The sequence below is a fragment of the Flavivirga rizhaonensis genome (assembly GCF_004791695.1).
In the GTDB taxonomy this organism is placed as follows: Bacteria; Bacteroidota; Bacteroidia; order Flavobacteriales; family Flavobacteriaceae; genus Flavivirga; species Flavivirga rizhaonensis.
This window is the reverse complement of sequence record NZ_SRSO01000001.1, coordinates 71,992-92,538: the sequence shown is the minus strand read 5'-3', so window position 1 is coordinate 92,538 and position 20,547 is coordinate 71,992. Positions and strand designations below refer to the sequence as shown.

Here is a 20,547-nt window from a genome sequence, read left to right as displayed (position 1 = left end):
CTTTATTTTCTTCTTTTACAAATTTTATAATACGTATTTTTAATTATACCAATTCTCATATGAAATAACCGTAATAAAACACCCTTTTTCGCCTTCTACTTCAATAGAAAAAGAAACCGTAACTTACGGCTATGCTTTATTTTTATATTTTGTATAAAGCAAATAATCATTATTTTATTTTACAGTAATTCCAAACAAGAAATGGTATTAAACCTTTATTTAATGTACACTGTTTTCTTGTTTACAAATTTTAAAACTCCTTCTTTAGACAATTATCTACCATATCCTGAAGCTTTAGTTCCTCCAAACAGAAGCCTGGGTTCAGAATTCACTAATTCGTAGTTTCCTAACGTAGACCATGTAATAGAGTTTTTTAACTTATTCTCATACATGATTAAACAGAGCAACTATGAAGTGTTGTTAGCTCCTGGCGAATACCTAGATCGTTTTGAAATTGCATTTTCAAATCAACAACAATCTTTAAATTCAGAAGATGTTGAAAAAACAAATCTGCAAGTTTATTTTTCTAATGAAAAAGAGCGTATTATTATACATAACCCATCATTAAAAAATATAGAATCTGTAGAAATGTTTAATTTACTAGGGCAATCTTTATTAAAGTTTTGAACCAAAAACTAACAACAACTATTTAGAACATAATGCAAACCAAATTAAAATTGGTGGTTATGTATTAATGATAGAAACTGAAAATGGAAAAACTTCTAAAAAAGTATTAATTAAATAAATAGCTGGATAATAACACGAGTTCAAATCTTATTTCCAAAAACAAAGAGGCTGTCTGAAAAGTGGTTAATCTTGTCATTCAGAGCAACGCGAAGAATCTTATTTCACTCATAATCAGAGCCATATATTTTAAAGAGATTCTTCATTCCATTCAGAATGACACTTTTTAGACAGCCTCTTTAAATTTAATAAAATATTTAGGTTCCTGTCTTTACAGAAATGCTAGTTTTAACTATAGTAAACTGAAAACCTTTATCTTTTTATAACTTTCTGAGTTATTAGCTTATTGTTCACTTCCATTTGTAATAGATATACTCCCTTATCTAAATGCTCTAATGAAATGCTAAATGTTTTTTCTTTATAATTTTTAATCAAAATTGTTTTACCAAGCATATCGAATAACGTGACTTTTACATCATTTGTAAACGCTGTAATATCAACTTGCAGTTGATCCTCAAATGGATTTGGGTATATCGAAGTAACATTAGCATCCAAACCTTGGGCACTTAAAGTCCCAGAACAGGCAGAATCTGATATCTGAGTTGGTGTTAAAACGACATCGTTATACACCACAAAAGCATCCATTTTTCCAATAAAAAAAGCATCTGATGCATTTTGAAAACTATCATTTCCACTCAATTTACCACCAATGCCTCCAAAACTATAATGACTGGCTATTGGTGCCGGAGCACTACTACTAGTAGCCACCTCTACACCATCAATATATAATTTTTGAAGTGTACTAGCTTCACTATATATAAATGTGATATGATGCCAATCCCCATCATCGGGAAATGATGCACTTATTTGATCTGCAACACTAGAAGTTTCTCTTACTATGGCTTCTAAATTAGAATTATTAAGTCTTATTGCTATCCCCCTATTCTGACCTCCTTCATCAAAAATATCCTGAATACCTGTTAAAGAAGATGGTTTAATCCACGCCATAATACTTCTGGAATTCGTTATTAAATTTAAAAAGCTATCTGGCGATGTGGAATTAGTAGCATACTGAATCGCCTCTGTTCCATTGAATACCACTGATCGATCACCTTCTTTAAAATCTATATCGTCGTAAGTAATAGCTCCTGATGGCGATAAGGTAGGATTATGATTATTTCCTGATGCATCATTCAAATTGCTTGCAAGATCAAAATCCCAAAAGGCTTCGTATCCACTTGAAGGTTGACAACCAGCTGTTGAATTTGGTCCACTTCCTGTCGTACTTATTATATAAGGTAAAGAAACCGTTTGTCCATTACTTCTGTAAGTCGGTAAAGGAGCCGATATGTTTATTAAATGATTACGTAAATCGGTACTCATACCATTCCCTATAGTTAAAGTCGCTAAGTCTGGACTGCCTGCTAACAGATTAGTCGTTTCACTTATATCGTTTATTAAATGGTACAATTCATAAGATTCCGTTTCATAATTATAGATTAATTTATAATCTCCTTTTCTAATAATAGAAACGGGTCTTGCATCACGATTAGAATCAATCAGATATCCAGGATAATGCCAATATAATGCATCCCTATTTAAAGCTGTTCCATTAGTTAATAATTGCCAATGACTAACGCCATCAATATCATAACTAGCAGGTAACGTTCCTCCGGCTGCCTCAACAAATGTTGGATAGATATCAAATCCAACAATAGGCGTTGAATTAATAGTTCCCTTGTTTACTAACCATGAAGCCTCAGACCATACAATACTAACAGACCTAATACCACCTTCGTACCATTCTCCTTTCATACCTCGCAAAGGACCTGCATCGTCACTATGAACTGCACCACCGTTATCTGAGATAAAATACACTAATGTGTTCTCTGATAGCATCTTCCCAGGGTTTCTAGGGTCTGCAGTTGTTTTTAAATAATCGATTAGCCTCCCTATAGTTTGATCCATACCTTCAGCTAGTGCAGCCTGCCCTGGTTTTCTATCATGCCCCATGGAGCTAGGGTTACTAATGGCTTTAGCTTCATATTTTACTCTTAAATCCGGTCGGGCATCACTTGGATTAAATGGACCGTGAATAGCATAGTTGCTAAAATGCATAAAAAATGGACTGTTAATATGGGTATCAATAAAATCCATAGCAGCATCTGCCATGGCATCGGTTACATGTTTCGCTGTTCCTGTTAAAGAATTATCTCCAGCCAGCATTAAAGATTCGGCAGCAGTGTAAGGGTCTGCATAAGGATCTAATTCCGGACCAATATTACTTCCAAACGTATATGGAGCGCCACTATTGGAAGCAAAATAATTTCCTGGATTTCCTTTAGTCCCCCCACCATAATTAACATCAAACCCTTGATCTGTAGCGGCATTATCCGAAACGTTTGTCGCTTCGTTTTCTCCTACATGATATTTCCCTAAATGTACCGTTGCATAGCCAGCTGTCTTCATGGTTTCTGCTAAGGTAATTGCCTCCTTAGGCAATTCGTCGACACCACTAGGCAATCCATTATCTGGTCCAATTAAAAGGGTTGAGTTACCTCCCCTATTTAAATTATCTACTGCGAAAATGTTATTTGTTGGTCGTGAGGCGTATTGCCCACTTAAAAGTGCCGCCCTTGTTGGTGCACAATTTGAACCATTAACATACCCATATGGAAAGGCGATACCTTCACTGGCTAATGTTGCTAGATTTGGAGTTTCATAAAAGTCACTAGGGTTATTAAGGTTTGTCAAACCTGTACTAACTTGAGACCAGCCCATATCGTCGGCGATAATAACAATGACGTTAGGAGATTGGGAATAAACTTTATTAACTACAATAAAAAATAATAGCAATAAATAAGTACTTATTGATTTCATAGATTTTGAGTTAGTCATTTTAGTATTGATAAAAATATTGCATTTTGACGTAAATAAAAAGCGTTTTGTCGAATTTTTTATTAAAATTCAACTTTTTACAGAAAGAAATAGATTAAAAAAACAAAAAAGAGAAGGAATAAACCTTCTCTTTAAGTAATAAAAAACAATAGTTTTTATTTATTTTAATACTTTACAATTCGCCTACGAACTATGTCTCCGTCAACATTTATATTTATTAAATATTGACCACTTTCTAATTTATTAGCTGGGATCTTAATTAATCTTTCTTTGAAATAGTTCTTTTCAATAATCAATTGGCCAAGTATATTAAACACCTGAACATTAGATTGATTATAATCAGCCTGAATTTTAATCGTCAGTTGCTCTCTAAACGGGTTAGGGTAAAGTTTAACTTCAATTTCAGATAAATCGAACGCTTCATCCTCTTCTATATTTACAACTTCTGTATTTTCTTTTTTGAAATTAACTTTTGAAGTACCTCCAGAACTGCATCCATTAATAACAATATCATCAATATAGACCCAATCTGAGTTCCCTGACGCATCTGCTCTAAATCTTAATTGTGTTGTCGCAGTAAAAGGACCAGCAATGATCACCTGATCTGTGTAAAACTGATTATTTACAAATTCGTCATCTCTGTTCCACTCTTCAACGGTAATAAAACTTCCTCCTCCGTCTGTAGATATTTGTAACCAAAAATCTTCGTTACTATTATCCATACTTCTACAATAATAACCAAAGTCAACTGTAATTTCATCATATGCTGTTAAATCCAAATTATCTGTAGTTCCCACAGAACTAGAAGTATTATCTCGTAGTCGCATACTATAAGTACCTGTTGTGGCGTAAGCAGCATTTGAATCTCTAAAAGAATCTGAGCCGCCATCATTCCATATCCCCCAACCAGATTCAAACCCTTCAGAGTTTATCACAGAATATGTACAACCACCTACAGGGTTTACAGTTACTACAACATCGTCATTTGAACTACATCCATTTTGTGTAACCGTTACGGTATAAGTGGTCGTTGCTGTTGGACTTACATTAATGTTCGCTGTAGTCTCTCCTGTACTCCATAAATATGTACCACCTCCGGTAGCCGTTAATGTGGTCGAATTACCTTCATCGATAGTAACATCCGACCCTGCATCTGCAGTTGGTAATGGGTTTACCGTTACAATGACATCATCATTATCAGACGTAATGCCATCAGAAACAGTGACCGTATACGTTGTTGTTAATGTTGGACCTACATTAATACTCGCTGTAGTCTCTCCAGTACTCCATAAATAAGTGGTACCTCCAGATGCGGTTAATGTAGTTGAATCGCCTTCACAAATTGTGACGTCTGGTCCAGCATCTGCCACAACTGCTGGTGATAGCACTACACAAGCAGAATTGTTAATTTCTGTTGCATTTAAAACGGTATTATAAACTGCAAAAGCATCCATTTTCCCAGTAAAGAAAGCATCTGCTGAATTTTTAAAACTATCACTACCACTAATCTTACCGCCTATGCCTCCTTTACCTGTATGTGTACCAATAGAAGAAGCTGCGACACCAGAAGCGACCTCTACCCCATCTATATAAAGCTTTTGATTAGAGTTTATACCATCATAAATTAAAGCCACATGATGCCAATCGCCATCATTTGGAAATACTGAGCTTATTTCAATAGAAGTCGTCCCACTATCTCTAACTACAGCTTCTAAATTACTACCATTTAATCTCATAGCAATACCTATAGTTCCTCCTCCTTCATCAAATATGTTTTGCAATCCAGATAAATTTGTTGGTTTTACCCATGCCATCATCGTTCTTTCATTAAGACTACTTTCCATAAAACCTCCCAGTGACCCAGGTGAGTATTGAATACTTGAACTTCCATTAAATACAGCAGATTGATCGCCTTCTTTAAAATCTGACGTATCCGCTGTAATAGAACCAACTGTAGCAATTGGATTATGTAAATTACCTGAAGCGTCTTCTCCAATGCTTAAATTTGCCAAATCAAAATCCCAAAAAGCTTCATAACCACTAGTAGGCTGGCATCCCGCTGTTGAATTTGTTAATACTACACATGCTGCATCATTTATTTGGGTGTCACTCAATACAGCATCATACACTGCAAAGGCATCCATTTTACCTATAAAATAACTATCGGCGGCATTTGCAAAACTATCCCAACTACCTATAACACCACCTATTCCTCCTCCTGTAGTATTATGAGAACCAATAGAAGCTGGTGCAGCATTACTAGACACTGCTTCTACACCATCTATAAACAATTTATGATTGGTATTAGCGCCATCATAAATAAGTGCTATATGGTGCCAGTCGCCATCATTCGGAAATGGTGTTGATAAGCTATCTGCGACTGTTAATGAGCTTCTAACAACAGATTCCAGATTAGAACCATTTAACCGCATGGCCATACCAACGGTATTTCCTCCTTCATCAAAAATTTCCTGAATACCGCTTAAAGTTGTCGGTTTAATCCAAGCAGAAACTGTTCTGGCCGATGTAGCTAAAGACATAAATGTAGCAGAGCTATAATTAATATCTACAGTGCCATCAAACACAACCGATTGGTCGCCCTCTTTAAAATCTACAGCATCATACATTAATGTACCATTTATTGGATTCGGATCGTTACCATTTGCTGAAGCATCATTGGCATCACTGGCAATATCAAAATCCCAGTAAGCGTCATAACCACTTATAGCCTGACAACCATCTGTCGAATTAGGAGTACCTCCACTTGTGTTTATAATATATGGTAAGGCAACCGTTGTACCGTCACTTCTATAGGTAGGCAAAGGTGCCGATGTATTGATAAGATGATCACGTAAATCGATACTCATATCATTTCCTATTATTAAAGTAGCTTGATCTGGACTACCAGATAACAAGTTAGTAGCTTCACTAATATCATTTATAAGATCATACAACTCATAAGATTCACTTTCGTAATTATAAATTAATTTATAATCTCCTTTTCTTATTACGGACACTGGTCTTTGATCTCTATTCGAGTCAATAAGATACCCTGGGAAGTGCCAAAAAATAGATTCCCTGGTCATAGCAGTCCCATTTGTTAACATTTGCCATTGGCTGGCACCATCAATCTCATACCCGCCTCCAGGAAGTGTTCCTCCTCCCATTTCTACTAAAGTGGGATATAAATCGAACGCAATAATTGGAGTCGTATTAACAGTTCCTTTATTTGCTAACCAAGTAGCTTCAGACCATACTATGGTAACCGATCTAATACCCCCTTCATAATATTCACCTTTCATGCCTCTTAATGGACCGGCATCATCACTACTAATGGCTCCTCCATTATCTGAAATAAAATACACCAATGTATTCTCCGACAGCATACTACCTGGGTTTCTTGGATCTGCTGTCGTTTTTAAATAATCTATTAGTCTACCTATAGTTTGATCCATACCTTCGGCAATCGCTGCTTGTCCTTTACTATCATGCCCCATTTGACTAGGTGTTTTAGTATCGTATTTGGCATATAGATCAGGTCTGGCATTAGCCTGATTAAATGGTCCGTGAATAGCATAATTACTAAAGTGCATAAAAAACGGATTGTTTTTTTCTGCTTCCATAAAATCAATCGCTGCATCTGCCATAGCATCAGTAACATGCTTTGGCGTATTCTCTAATGAATTATCTCCGGCTAACATTAAAGATTCTGCTGCGGTATAAGGAGCCGCATATACATCCAATTCTGGACCTATATTACTACTAAAAGTATAAGGAGCACTACTTGATGCAAAATAACTTCCCGGCGCTCCAGAGGTTCCTCCTCCATAGTTATAATCAAAACCTTGATCGGTAGGTGCATTATTAGACGTATTGGAAGACTCATTTTCTCCAACATGGAATTTCCCTAGATGCGCTGTGGTATAACCAGCAGTTTTCATGGTTTCGGCAATGGTTATAGCGCTTGAAGGTATTTCGTCTATGTTATTATTAGACGCTAAACCCATATCTGGTCCAATTAATGTAGAATTTGAACTTGTATTCCCTCTGTTCAAATCATAAACATTAAAAATGTTATTAGTCGGTCTAGCTGCATACTGACCACTTAGCAATGCTGCTCGTGTAGGTGCGCAATTGGCCCCATTTACATAGGCGTATGGAAATGCTATGCCTTGTGATGCCAATGTTTCCAAGGTTGGGGTTTCGTAAAAATCACTTGGATTATTCAAATTTGTTAGTCCTGTGCTTACTTGTGACCACCCCATATCATCAGCAATTATTACTATAACATTGGGATTTTGAGAAGAGAGAAAATTAAAGAATAAAATAAATAGCAATAAACATAAACTCTTAATTGTTTTCATGTTTAAAAGAATTGGTTAGTATTTAACAAGTTAATGTTTTTTTTTAATTTAAATACGAATATTCTAATAAAAACAATAAATTTTATCTTACTTTTTAAAAAATATTATACTATTTTCTTATTATAAATGACAGATTTTCAATATACTATAAATCAAAAACAGAAAGAATAAAACAACACTTCCTACTTCGTCATTTTAATTAAAATAAAGTATCAAATACATCGACAAAAAGCATTCCAATAGAATTTAAATTATAAAAAAAAGCCACAATTAACCAATCATATAAAACTTTCATTTTGTTCAAATTAGATTGTCTTTTTTTATGAAATAACTCCAAAATATCAACCAAATATTACATAGTATCATACAAATATTACAAAAAATCAATTACGCACAACCTCTTAATAAACAGAGCATTACAAACTAACAAAAATCAAAATATACTCCAAACCCTCTGTATTTTGTCGGTTTTTTTTGCATTTCATGGAATTTTGTAGTATGTTTGCTTCAAATAATTAGTCCCAAACTAAAATTTTAACCGCTTATGAAAAAGACTCTAACTCTTTCTAAGTTTATCCTCGCATGGGTACTTTTATGCTTCTGTTTTAACGCAGCATCACAAGACTTCAAAATACAACATTTACAAGATGATATTGGAAATGGCGGAGGCAATAACACAAGTTTCACAGCCGTTTCTTCATTAAATAATGCTGTTGCTTTAGCCAACAACAATAGAAAAACACATGGTGGATCCAATGGTGTTACTGTAGCCAGAGAAGGTAATGATATGGCAGGAGGCCGTGTTTTAACAACAACAGGAACACTTACATACTATCGGGAATCTGGTTCTCAAAACGAAAATACAAGGTTCGAAACTTCAATTTGGGAGTATATTGGTACACCAGGTGGAAAAAACGAATTCATAGTTAGAGGGCGATATACTATAGACCTTAACGGAGGTACTTACACAGTAGATCAAGCCATATCGGGAATTACTAACAAAGATAACTGTATCCCATTCATTACAGGAATCATGAATGATTCTGATACAGATGATGCCGATTCAGCAACCGCAATAGCCTATTTAACAAGTGGCTCCAACTTAAGAGTAGAAAAAGGAGGAACCAATATACCCAATGTGAGGGTTTATATTACTCTGGTGGAATTTACAGGTTCAAACTGGACTGTATTGCATGGAGACTCTGGAGAAACTGCTAACGATACAGGCACTATTACTCTAAAAGATAGATCTGACGCTACTGGTTCAACAACAGATGTAAGTAATTGGACCAATGCCATTATATTTAGTCAACACAGAGGAGACACCGCTACCGGAGGCACTAACGATGCTAACGCCGATAACTGGCCCATGATGGACCCTGGAAGCAATACTAGGAGCGTCGATTGGACCTTTGATAGTTCTCATGACTCAGACGGTACCAACCGCCATTTTATACATGTACTAAATAACTCTGAAGTAGTCGTAACAAGATATAGCGATACTTCTACTGCAGCTTCATTTACTAGAGATATAACCTCAGCCGGGCTAACAGATTTAAGTCAGGCCATGGTTGTTGGTTCAACATACCATAGTGGTACAGGCGCTGGTTATGGTAGAGGTTGGAGAAATTATAAGTTAAATTCTTTAACGCAAGCCGAACACTGGGTACATCGTGCAGGGAGTGGAGCATCTACTGTAGGTACCAATATGCAAATTATAAATTTCGACTATACTAGAAGCCCTGGCGGTATAGCTGCTAACCTGGAATTATGGCTCAAAGCCGATTCTGGAGTCGAAGAATTGGCCAATGATAGTGCAGAAGATGCAGACCCTGTATTAAACTGGTTAGACAATACAGATAATAACTATGATGCCACACAAGCTGTAGCTGGTAATCAGCCTGTCTTTGATGAAGACGCTATAAATTTCAACCCAACGATTGATTTTGATGGAGATGACCTTTTACAAACTGCTGCGATAACTTCTAATCCAGACATGACTGTATTTACTGTTGGAGAAGGACAAAGTGGTGTCCAAAAACAAATACTAAATTTAAACGGTGGTGATAATATTATTATAGAATTTGAAGATGCCACACCCGCATTTAGAGCAAGAATGTTTGATGGAGCGAATACAGGAGAAATACAAACTACAACCGCAGTGACAAATGGAATAAACGTTATTGCAAATTACGATGTATATTCAGGCAGTAATTCCGAACTCTTTATTAATGGTGCTTCTGTTGGAACGGATGCCACAAACACATATGCTCCAACAAGTCCAATTGCCAATATAGGAGGACACCCTTCAGATACAGCAAAAAGATGGGATGGCGGTATAGCTGAAGTCATTGTATATACTGGTTCAATAACAAACACCGAGAGAGATCAAGTAGAATCTTATTTGGCTATTAAGTATGGGATTACATTAGGAGCTAATGGAACATCTCAGGATTATGTAGATTCAGATGGAAGAGCAATATGGGATCAATCGGATAATGTTGGATTTAATTATAATGTTACTGGTATTGGTCAGGATAACCTTTCTGGATTGAATCAAAAACAATCTAAAACAATTAATACTGCAGACGATATCACTGTTGGTATTAAAGATATAGCTGCCACAAATAGTGCAAATTCCAATTCATTTTTTGCCGATAAAACATTTTTAATATGGGGGCATGACAATGGAGCAACTACTGCAACGACAGATATTACTAAAGATTTTAGTGCAGGCACGGGAGTAACAAGTAGCGTAAGTGTTACACCTATTACCAGAAAATGGAAAATGGTTGTTACAGATTCTATACCAACTATAAAGCTTTCTATTCCAGAATCTATGGTTTCTGGAACTAATGCAGGTAGTGAAGAATATGTTATGATCGTTGCTGATGATGCCCTATTTACAACCAATGTAACATCTGCCACTATGGAAGATGTTGGTACCGAATTAGAAGTTGATTTCTATTTTGAAGGCACCAAATTTATTACATTCGGTTCTACGCCAGAAGCTGTACTAGATTCTCGTTCAGCTTATTTTGGTAATTACACAACAACAGACAGCTATTTAGATGCAGGCGATGTGAACGATCTGGATAATAAAGATTTTACTATAAGTGCCTGGGTAAAACGTGATGTAGGAGAAAATAAGTTTGACATCATTTCTAAAAGAAATTATTATCATGAAGCACCTGGTCCACCGAATGAAACTTATACACATGGCTATTCGTTTAGAATAAATTCAACCAGTCAATTCAGAATGGTATGGAGAGACCCTAACGACGGTTCTAACAATGTCATGCAAACATCGGCTACCATCCCAGAAAATGAATGGCATCATATAGCAGCAACGTATGACTCTAGTACTAATATGGTGAGCTTATATATTGATGGTTATTTAGAAGATAGTGATGATACTTTAGATCCAATTAATACACCTTCTGATTCTCATTTCTTAATAGGTGCAGCACACCATATTAAAAGACAACAAAAGATGAGAGGTAGTGTGGATGAGGTACGTGTTTGGAATGTAGCTCTTTCTGCTAACCAGATAAGATACATCATGAACCAAGAAATCGAGAATAATTCTAATTTTGCTGATGGCGTCATTTTACCTACTATGACAACTAAAAATGAAATCGTTCCCATTCCGTGGAATAACTTAATCGCCTATTACAAAATGAACACTTTAGTTTTTGGTAGTGTGAAAGATGAATCTAATAGTGGTAATGATGCTTCTATGATAAGATATGACAATCTTGATGAACAAACGGCTCCATTGCCTTACAAAACTACACAAAACGGAGACTGGGACACTTCTACGACTTGGGAAAATGGAGATGTACAATATTTACCGGGAGTTGATTCATATTTAGATGCATTGGAAACTATTGATTATAACATCGTGCAAATAGATCATAATATTACTATGGACAATTCTAACACAACACTTATTCCTGCTTCTAGAAATGGCAACAGAACTGTTTTAGGCTTAATTGTTAATAGTGGTGGTGATTTACAGGTAAATGGGAGTAATGCTTCTACCACGGGCTATGGGTTAACTGTTTCCCATTATTTAAAACTTGACGGAACCATTGATTTAGAAGGAGAATCACAGCTAATACAAATTACAGATAGTGATCTAGACACCAGTAGTTCAGGGGCATTAGAGCGAGATCAACAAGGTACGCAAGATTTATACACGTATAATTATTGGTCTTCTCCAGTTGGAAGAACTAATATATCAAACAATAATGTTAATTATACCCTTCCAGAAATACTTAATGATGGTTTAGATTCATCTAACCCACTTACTATTAATTTTTTAACATCTGGATATGATGGTACACCGGGAACTGCAGGAGTTACTCCTATTGGAATAGCAGATTACTGGATCTGGAAATACACCAATAGGCCGAGCGACAATTATCCTTCCTGGCAACATGTTAGAAGTACTGGTTTACTTAATATAGGCGAAGGTTTCACCATGAAAGGCGTTGCAGATACAGGCGGTACTATAACCCTAACCCAAAACTATGTTTTTGATGGCAAACCAAATAATGGGGATATTACTTTAAGTTTATCTGCAGGTAACGATTATTTAATTGGTAATCCCTACCCTTCTGCCATAGATGCCAATGAATTTATACTAGATAATACCAGTGACGGGCTGGGTAGAGCGGCAAGCAATATTATTAATGGAGCCTTATACTTTTGGGATCATTTCGCAAGCAGTTCTCATATTTTAAGCGAGTATCAGGGTGGTTATGCTACATACACGCTATTAGGAAGTACTGTTGCCATATCTAATGATACTAGAATTAATAACACAGGAGCATCTGGTACCAAAGTACCTGGGCAATATATCCCTGTTGGTCAGGGTTTCTTTGTTGTTGCAGATACAGGAGGTACTATCACTTTTAAAAATAGCCAACGTACTTTCGTAACCGAAGCTACAGCTTCTTCATCTTTCCTTAAAGTAGGGAATACAAAAAAGACAAGAAGCGAAACTCAAAAAGTACAGGTAGATAATAGACAAAAAATCAAACTCATGCTTGATTCTCCAAAAGGCTATCACCGTCAATTATTGGTAGGAGTTGATGAAAATACATCTAACGGATTTGATATTGGTTATGATGCACCACTAGTGGAAGATAACAAAGAAGACATGTTCTGGATTTTTTCAGATAGTGAATATATTATTCAAACAGTAAATAACTTCGATTTAGAACAAAAATTACCTTTAGGTATTAAAATTGATCAAGAAGGCATTACTTCAATTAAAATAGACGACTTAGAAAATATAAGTAATGATTTAGATATTTATTTAAATGATAAAGAATTAAACAGTTATCATAATTTAAGAGCCAGTCATTATGAAGTGTATCTAACTGCTGGAATACATTTAGAACGTTTTGAAATTACTTTCCAAAATGGGTCATTATTAAATACTAATGATACTGAAGAGAATAAATTACAAGTTTATTTCTCTAACGAAAAAGAAAGCATCATTATTCATAATCCAACGTTAAGTAATATCGTGTCTTTTGAAATGTTAAACATCCTAGGTCAATCTTTATTGCAATTTGAACTTAAAACAAATAATAACTATTTAGAATATAAAACACCTCAAATTAAAACAGGTAGTTATATATTAAAAATAGTAACTGAAAAAGGAAAAATTTCTAAAAAAGTATTAGTTAAGTAATAATTACCAGTTGTGTATTTTACAATTTTACACATAAAGTATCTTGGTTAAATGAATTTTATCAAAATGTACAACTGGTTCTTTTTTTGCGTCATCACTTCTTCGCATCTATCTGACATTTTTTACATAAAATTGCTTTTAATCGTGTTTTTAATACATTTCATCGTTTTTTTATCAAAATAAAATGTATATTTGTCCTGTAGATCATACATAACAAATATTTAGTCCCAAACTAATAACCTATTTATGAAAAATATCTCTGTAAGATATTCATTAATGCTTTTGCTATTTAGCACAGCCTCATTTACTGCTATATCGCAGACTATTGCTTCCTATGATTTTGAAAGTGGATTACAAAGCTGGACTGATGGTGGTTCAGATTCAGGTTTAAATACTAACTCTATATATGCCAGTAATGGATCTCGGTCTATTTACTCAAAAGATAATGACACATCACAAAACTATACAACATCGCCTACTTTAGACCTTTCTACATATAGTTCTGTAGACTTTTCTTTTTCGTTTATAGGCCATGGCATAGACTCTGGAGAAGGCTTTTCTCTACAGTATTTTAATGGATCGAATTGGTCTACTATTAAAACGTACATTTTAGGAATAGACTTTTCTTCAAATAATTATATTTATACGTTTTATCAAACAATAAATAGCGGACTTGCTTCTAATTCCCAATTCAGGTTTAGTAGTACTGCAAATTCTAATGGAGAATACAGTTATTTTGATGATATATTAATAAAAGTTTCAGCACCAGAAATAGATGTTACAGGTAATGGCATATCCTTTTCTAACGGTGATGTTACTCCTGCCATTTCAGATTACACTGCCTTTGGCACATCAAACTCAGGAATCCTGGTTACAAGAACATATACTATCAACAATAAAGGTGGTAGTAATCTAACTATTTCAAATATAACTTTATCGAATACCACAGACTTTTCAATTGTAGCACCATTTTATTCATCCCCAGTTGTTCCGTCTACCGGTTCTACAACATTTACTGTTCAATTTACCCCAGCTACATTAGGAACAAAAACATGTACCGTAACCATTACCAATAATGATTCAGATGAAAGTACATTCCAGTTTGATATTGATGCACGTTCTGAGCAAAATTTTTTCGATAGCGATGGTGATGGTATTCTTGATAATGTTGATATCGACGATGATAACGATGGCATACCAGATTCAGATGAAGAGTCTTCTTGTAGCGCATCTTCTATATCTTCCACAACAAATTATAAATTCTTAAATGAAACATTTGGAGAAGGAAACAGAACAACCATTAACACAACCTATGATGCCATAACAACTTATTGTTATGAAGATGGTACTAACGGAACCAATACAACGACATGCCCCAGCTTAAATAATGACGATTTAAGCGATGGCGAATACGTTGTATATTATAAAGCTGGAGACGGCGATGGAACAGATGACACTCCAAACGCAGAAGTAGCAAGTTGGGCAGATAACTATTGGTATACAGGTGAAGATCATACTCCTGGAGATACTAACGGACGAATGGCTATGTTTAATGCCTCCTACGACCCTGGAACTTTTTACACGGCAACTATTGTAGGAGCCTTACCAAATGTTCCTGTTACTTACAGTTTTTGGGTACTGAATTTAGATACAACAACAGCACCAGGTATAGCAACCAGACTAAGACCTGATATTTTAGTAGAATTTAGAGATGTAAATAATAATATACTAGCATCAATAACCACGGGAGATATCCCACCTTCTGTTAATGGAGATGCAGCGGCCAGTTGGCACCAGTTTACTGCAAACCTAACTTTTAACGTCAGTGAATTTTATGTTTATTTTATTAATAATGAAGTTGGTGGTGCTGGTAATGACCTGGCCATAGATGACATAGTCATATCACAGACTTTATGTGACACCGATAGTGATGGCGTTGCAGATGTCTTTGATTTAGATTCAGATAATGATGGTATTCCTGACGTAGTAGAAATTGGTTTAGGAAATTATAGCGATGGAAATGCTACACTAACCAATAGCGGAAGCTGGGTAGACGCTAACAATAATGGCATGCACGATCTAAGTGAAGGATACAGTCTTTTAGATTCAGATAGTGATGGTACTCCAAACTACTTAGATCTAGACTCTGATAATGATACTATTTTTGATGTAGATGAATCTGGAGCTACTAACTCAAGTAGTGCAACTTATCAAAACGGTGATGGCGATATTACCGGAGATGGTGTTGGTGATGGAACAGATACAGATGCGGTAAGAGAAACTGACATTAACTCTGATGGTGTTTCAGAATATTTCACCGATGGTATTTTAGATTTATATGATTTCTTTGAAGGAGGAACATTTGCCACTGGCTATGGTAATTCAAACCAAGGAGCAACCGGAACTGGTTGGGAAAATTATGTGGTAGATACTGATAATGACAATATTCCTGATTATATTGATGTGACATCAGATGGTTCTACTTTTGATATTTCACATACTTTATATGCCAGCCTAGACGCAAATAATGATGGTTTAATAGATGATACCAATGATGCCGAAGGAGATGGCATTATTGATTTGTTTGATACAGATGATGCCATTTTTGGTTCTCCACGAGATTTAGACAGAAAATTACAGTTGTATTTTGATGGTCGTAATGATTATGCAGCTGAAAGTTCAGTAATTAATGGTTGGGATGAAGCTACTATAATGAGTTGGATAAGAATTGATCCTTCAGCTTCCGGAAATCAAATAATAGTCGGTCAAGATGAATTTTATTTACAACTAAATACAGATAAAACAATAACTTCCTATGCTGATGGTTATACTATTTCCAGTAGTTCTAGCTTACTAACTAATCAATGGATCCATGTTGCTGCAACTTATAGTTGTGACTGTATAGATGGTGTATTCAAATTATATGTTAACGGTTCTGAAGTAGCAAGTACTGGAACTTCTTCTGGTACGCTGAATGCGGATACATCAAGCTTTACAATGGGTAGAAAACCAGATACTGATAGCAACTATTTTCATGGATATATAGATGAAGTACGAATTTTTAATAAGGCATTAAGTGAAAACGAACTTCACAAAATGATACATCAGGAGATTGAAAATAATGCAGGGATAGCCAGAGGAACTATTATTCCATTAGATATTACAGATTTTGTTGATACTTCAAATATTACACCTCTAAATTGGTCTTCATTACAGCGTTATTATAGATTAGATACTTACAAAGACAATATTATTGATGATTTAACAACAGCTTCTATAGATGTGAGTACGGGAGCCAGAATTTATAATTCTAAAATTATTGAAGGGCAAACTGCGCCACTGCCTTATGTTACTACGTCTTCTTGTAATGGCGATTGGACCAATTCTAGTAATTGGGAACAAGGTAATATATGGGATATAAGCAGTACAGCTCCAGATTGTGCTATTATACAAATAAAAGGAAATATACAGACAAGCACAGATCGTTCTACTGTAGGCTTAATTCTGGATAGTGGAAGTAAATTAGAAATAAATGGAGATTCTGGATTGTTTAACAGCTGGTATTTAAAATTAGATGGAGACATCGATTTAGAAGGGGAATCTCAGTTAATTCAAACTGATGATAGTATATTAGATGCAACCAGTTCTGGAACATTAGAAAGAGATCAACAAGGAACCGCAGACACCTTTACATATAATTATTGGTCATCTCCAGTGGGATTAGCCAATAGTTCTTCTAATAATAATAGTTACAAATTACCAGATATTTTTACTAATGTTAATTTCCTGACCTCTGGATATAATGGTGCAGCTTCCCCTATAGGAATTGCAGATTATTGGATTTGGAAGTTTAGTAATCAGCAAAGTGATAACTACTCCAAATGGCAGCATGTACGTAGTACAGGAACATTACTTGCAGGCGAAGGTTTTACTATGAAAGGCCCAGGTACTGGTACTATTAGTACGCCTCAAAATTATGTATTAAACGGTAAACCTAATAATGGAGATATAAACCTAAGCATAAGTTCTGGAAATGACTATTTAGTTGGCAACCCTTATCCATCAGCTATAGATGCTGTACAGTTTATATTAGATAATGGCCCTACCATTGCTGGTACAGGTTCTACAACAGGAACATTATATTTCTGGGAACATTGGGGAGGTGGTTCTCATATTCTTCGTGAATATCAAGGTGGCTATGCCACGTACTCACTCTCAGGAGGTGTACCAGCAGCATCAAAAGGGACTAATGATCCTGATGTAGCGACTGGAGGTATTCCTACTAAAACACCTGGAAGATATATCCCGGTAGCTCAAGGCTTCTTTGTTACTGCCGAAGCCGCAGGTACAATTAAATTTAACAACGGTCAGCGCGTGTTTCAAATTGAAGATGGTAGTAACTCATTATTTGTAAAATCATCGAATACTAAAAAAAGCAAAGCAAATTCTAGTAACAAATCCAATACTGGAGATACCAGGATGAAACTAAGAATTGGTTTTAACTCTATAAATGAAATTCATAGACAGTTATTAATTACTGTTGATGAAAATGCATCTGCTAACTATGATTGGGGTTACGATTCAAAATACATTGACACTCAGATAGATGATATGTATTGGTTAATTAATAACGAAAAATTCACCATTCAAGGTATTGATGACATTAACGATCAAACTATTATTCCATTAGGACTTCATACTAAAAAAGATGGGTTTAATAGTATTATAATTGATAAATTAGAAAATACACCTGATAATTTAGAGATTTATCTACATGATAAGGAATTGGATATGTACCAAAACTTAAAACAAGATAATTACAAAACCTATCTAGCTGCTGGAGAATATTTAAATCGTTTTGAAATCACATTCTCTAAAGCTCAAAAAACCTTAGGGGTTAATGATATTAATATCAATCAGATAGAAGTCTATTTCTCTAATGAAGAAAATCGTATTGTTATTAACAACCCAGCTTCTAAACGAATAGAATCTGTTGAAATGCTCAATATATTAGGACAATCGCTGTTCAAATTTCAAACCAGTACCAACAATAAACATTTAAAATATAATGCAAGTCAAATTAAAACTGGAAATTATGTCTTGAAAATACAAACCGAGTATGGCACCATTTCTAAAAAAGTATTAATAAAATGATATAGTTGAGTTAGTTATTTGAGTTAGTCACTTAAACCATAAACCTATTCTTATACTTAGCTATATTTCAAGTCCTGAATTGACGTTCAGGACTTTTTTTTATTTTACAAGATCGATTAACGCTTCCAAAGAGACTTTATGCTGCTCTCCAGAAATCATATTTTTCAATGTATATGTGTTAGAAGCCATCTCTTCATCACCTACTAAAACCACAAATGGAATGGCACGCTTGTTCGCATGATTCATTTGCTTTTTCATTTTAGCAGCATCTGGATACAATTCACAATTTATACCTTGTGATCTTAATTTGTTAATAGCTTTTAAGCTAAACAAAGCTTCGTTATCTCCAAAGTTTATAAAAAGTACGTCAACATTTTTATTAACTGTTTCTGGAAATAGATTCAATTCTTCAACAACTAAATAAATTCTATCTAAACCAAAGCTAATGCCTACACCACTCACGTTTTTCATACCAAAAATGCCTGTTAAGTCGTCATAACGTCCACCACCACCAACAGAACCCATTTTCACATCTTTCGGTGCAGATACTTCAAAAATAGCGCCCGTATAATAATTTAATCCACGAGCCAACGTGACATCCAATTGCAAGGTTGCAGTCAATAATCCTAATTCAGAAATCGCGGTATTTATAAAAGATAATTCTTCAATACCTTTCTGACCTTCTTCAGAAGTACTAAGAATACTTTTTAAACTTTCTATTTGAGATTCAAAAGAACCTGATAAATTAAATAACGGTTGAAGTTTAGTAATACCAGCTTCCGAAATACCTTTACTTATCATTTCTTCTTTTACCTTCTCCTCGCCTATTTTGTCCAGTTTATCTAACGCAACAGTAAAGTCTATTAACTTATCAGACGCTCCAATAACTTCGGCTATTCCAGAAAGTATTTTTCTATTATTTATTTTTATGGTAACGCCTTCAAGCTTTAAAGCTGAAAAAACAGTATCATACAATTGAATAAACTCAACCTCCTGCCACAAAGACTTAGATCCTACCACATCGGCATCACATTGATAAAACTCTCTAAAACGTCCTTTTTGTGGTCTATCAGCGCGCCATACTGGTTGTATTTGGTAACGCTTAAACGGAAACTCTATGTCGTTCTGGTGTTGGACTACATAACGCGCAAAAGGTACGGTTAAATCGTAACGAAGGGCTTTTTCCGATATACTTGGTGTTAATTTATTAGAGTTTTTTGTATCATAAGCTTCAGTATTGGCTTTAGACAAATAATCCCCAGAATTTAAAATCTTAAAAATCAAACGATCACCTTCTTCACCATATTTACCCATTAAGGTATCAGAGTTTTCAAAACTAGGTGTTTCTATAGGTTGAAATCCAAATGTTTCAAAAGCACCACGAATGGTATTAAAAATATAATGACGTTTTGCGACTTGTTCTGGGTTAAAATCTCTGGTGCCTTTTGGTATGCTTGGTTTTTGAGCCATATCTAGTACCTGCGAAGGCAGGTATCTTATTTAATGATTATTTTTTAAATGGGTTCCTCACGATACGATTACAGATATAATAGTATCATGATGAATGACAAAAATATATAATGAAATTGTTATAGCGAGCTTTTTCAATAGAAAAAAATGCTAACTTTTAAATTAAAAATGATTAGACAATTAACAGTTTACTTCGTCATAGCTCCTCGCAATGACAAAACAACCTAATGTTTAAATCAGTGACAAAATATATAATGAAAATGTCTTTAT

Annotated in this window: 6 protein-coding genes; 3 read left to right on the top strand and 3 right to left on the bottom strand. The window is 34.9% G+C overall.

Annotated features, from left to right (window positions below; genetic code table 11):
- Positions 1–390 precede the first annotated feature (390 nt).
- Positions 391–627 (top strand): hypothetical protein, encoded by a 237-nt coding sequence (locus EM932_RS00300; protein ID WP_135874310.1) that lies wholly within the window; start codon positions 391–393, stop codon positions 625–627.
- A 369-nt stretch (positions 628–996) separates the two neighbouring features.
- Here the strand turns inward: EM932_RS00300 and EM932_RS00295 are convergent, their stop codons facing one another.
- A complete protein-coding gene (locus tag EM932_RS00295) occupies positions 997–3,564 on the bottom strand; it encodes a sulfatase-like hydrolase/transferase (RefSeq protein WP_170179678.1) in 2,568 nt (855 codons plus the stop codon).
- Positions 3,565–3,746: 182 nt separating this feature from the next.
- Positions 3,747–7,946, bottom strand: coding sequence for a sulfatase-like hydrolase/transferase (locus tag EM932_RS00290; RefSeq protein ID WP_135874306.1), 4,200 nt, complete (start codon positions 7,944–7,946; stop codon positions 3,747–3,749).
- A 544-nt stretch (positions 7,947–8,490) separates the two neighbouring features.
- Between EM932_RS00290 and EM932_RS00285 the strand changes: the two genes are divergently transcribed.
- Both EM932_RS00285 and EM932_RS00280 read left to right on the top strand, forming a co-directional pair.
- Complete coding sequence (locus tag EM932_RS00285; protein ID WP_135874304.1) at positions 8,491–13,653, top strand: LamG-like jellyroll fold domain-containing protein; 5,163 nt, start codon at positions 8,491–8,493, stop codon at positions 13,651–13,653.
- 246 nt (positions 13,654–13,899) lie between these two features.
- Complete coding sequence (locus EM932_RS00280) at positions 13,900–18,807, top strand: LamG-like jellyroll fold domain-containing protein (RefSeq protein WP_135874302.1); 4,908 nt, start codon at positions 13,900–13,902, stop codon at positions 18,805–18,807.
- Positions 18,808–18,906: 99 nt separating this feature from the next.
- Here the strand turns inward: EM932_RS00280 and hisS are convergent, their stop codons facing one another.
- Complete coding sequence (hisS, locus tag EM932_RS00275; protein WP_135874300.1) at positions 18,907–20,277, bottom strand: histidine--tRNA ligase; 1,371 nt, start codon at positions 20,275–20,277, stop codon at positions 18,907–18,909.
- Between the last annotated feature and the right edge of the window lie 270 nt (positions 20,278–20,547).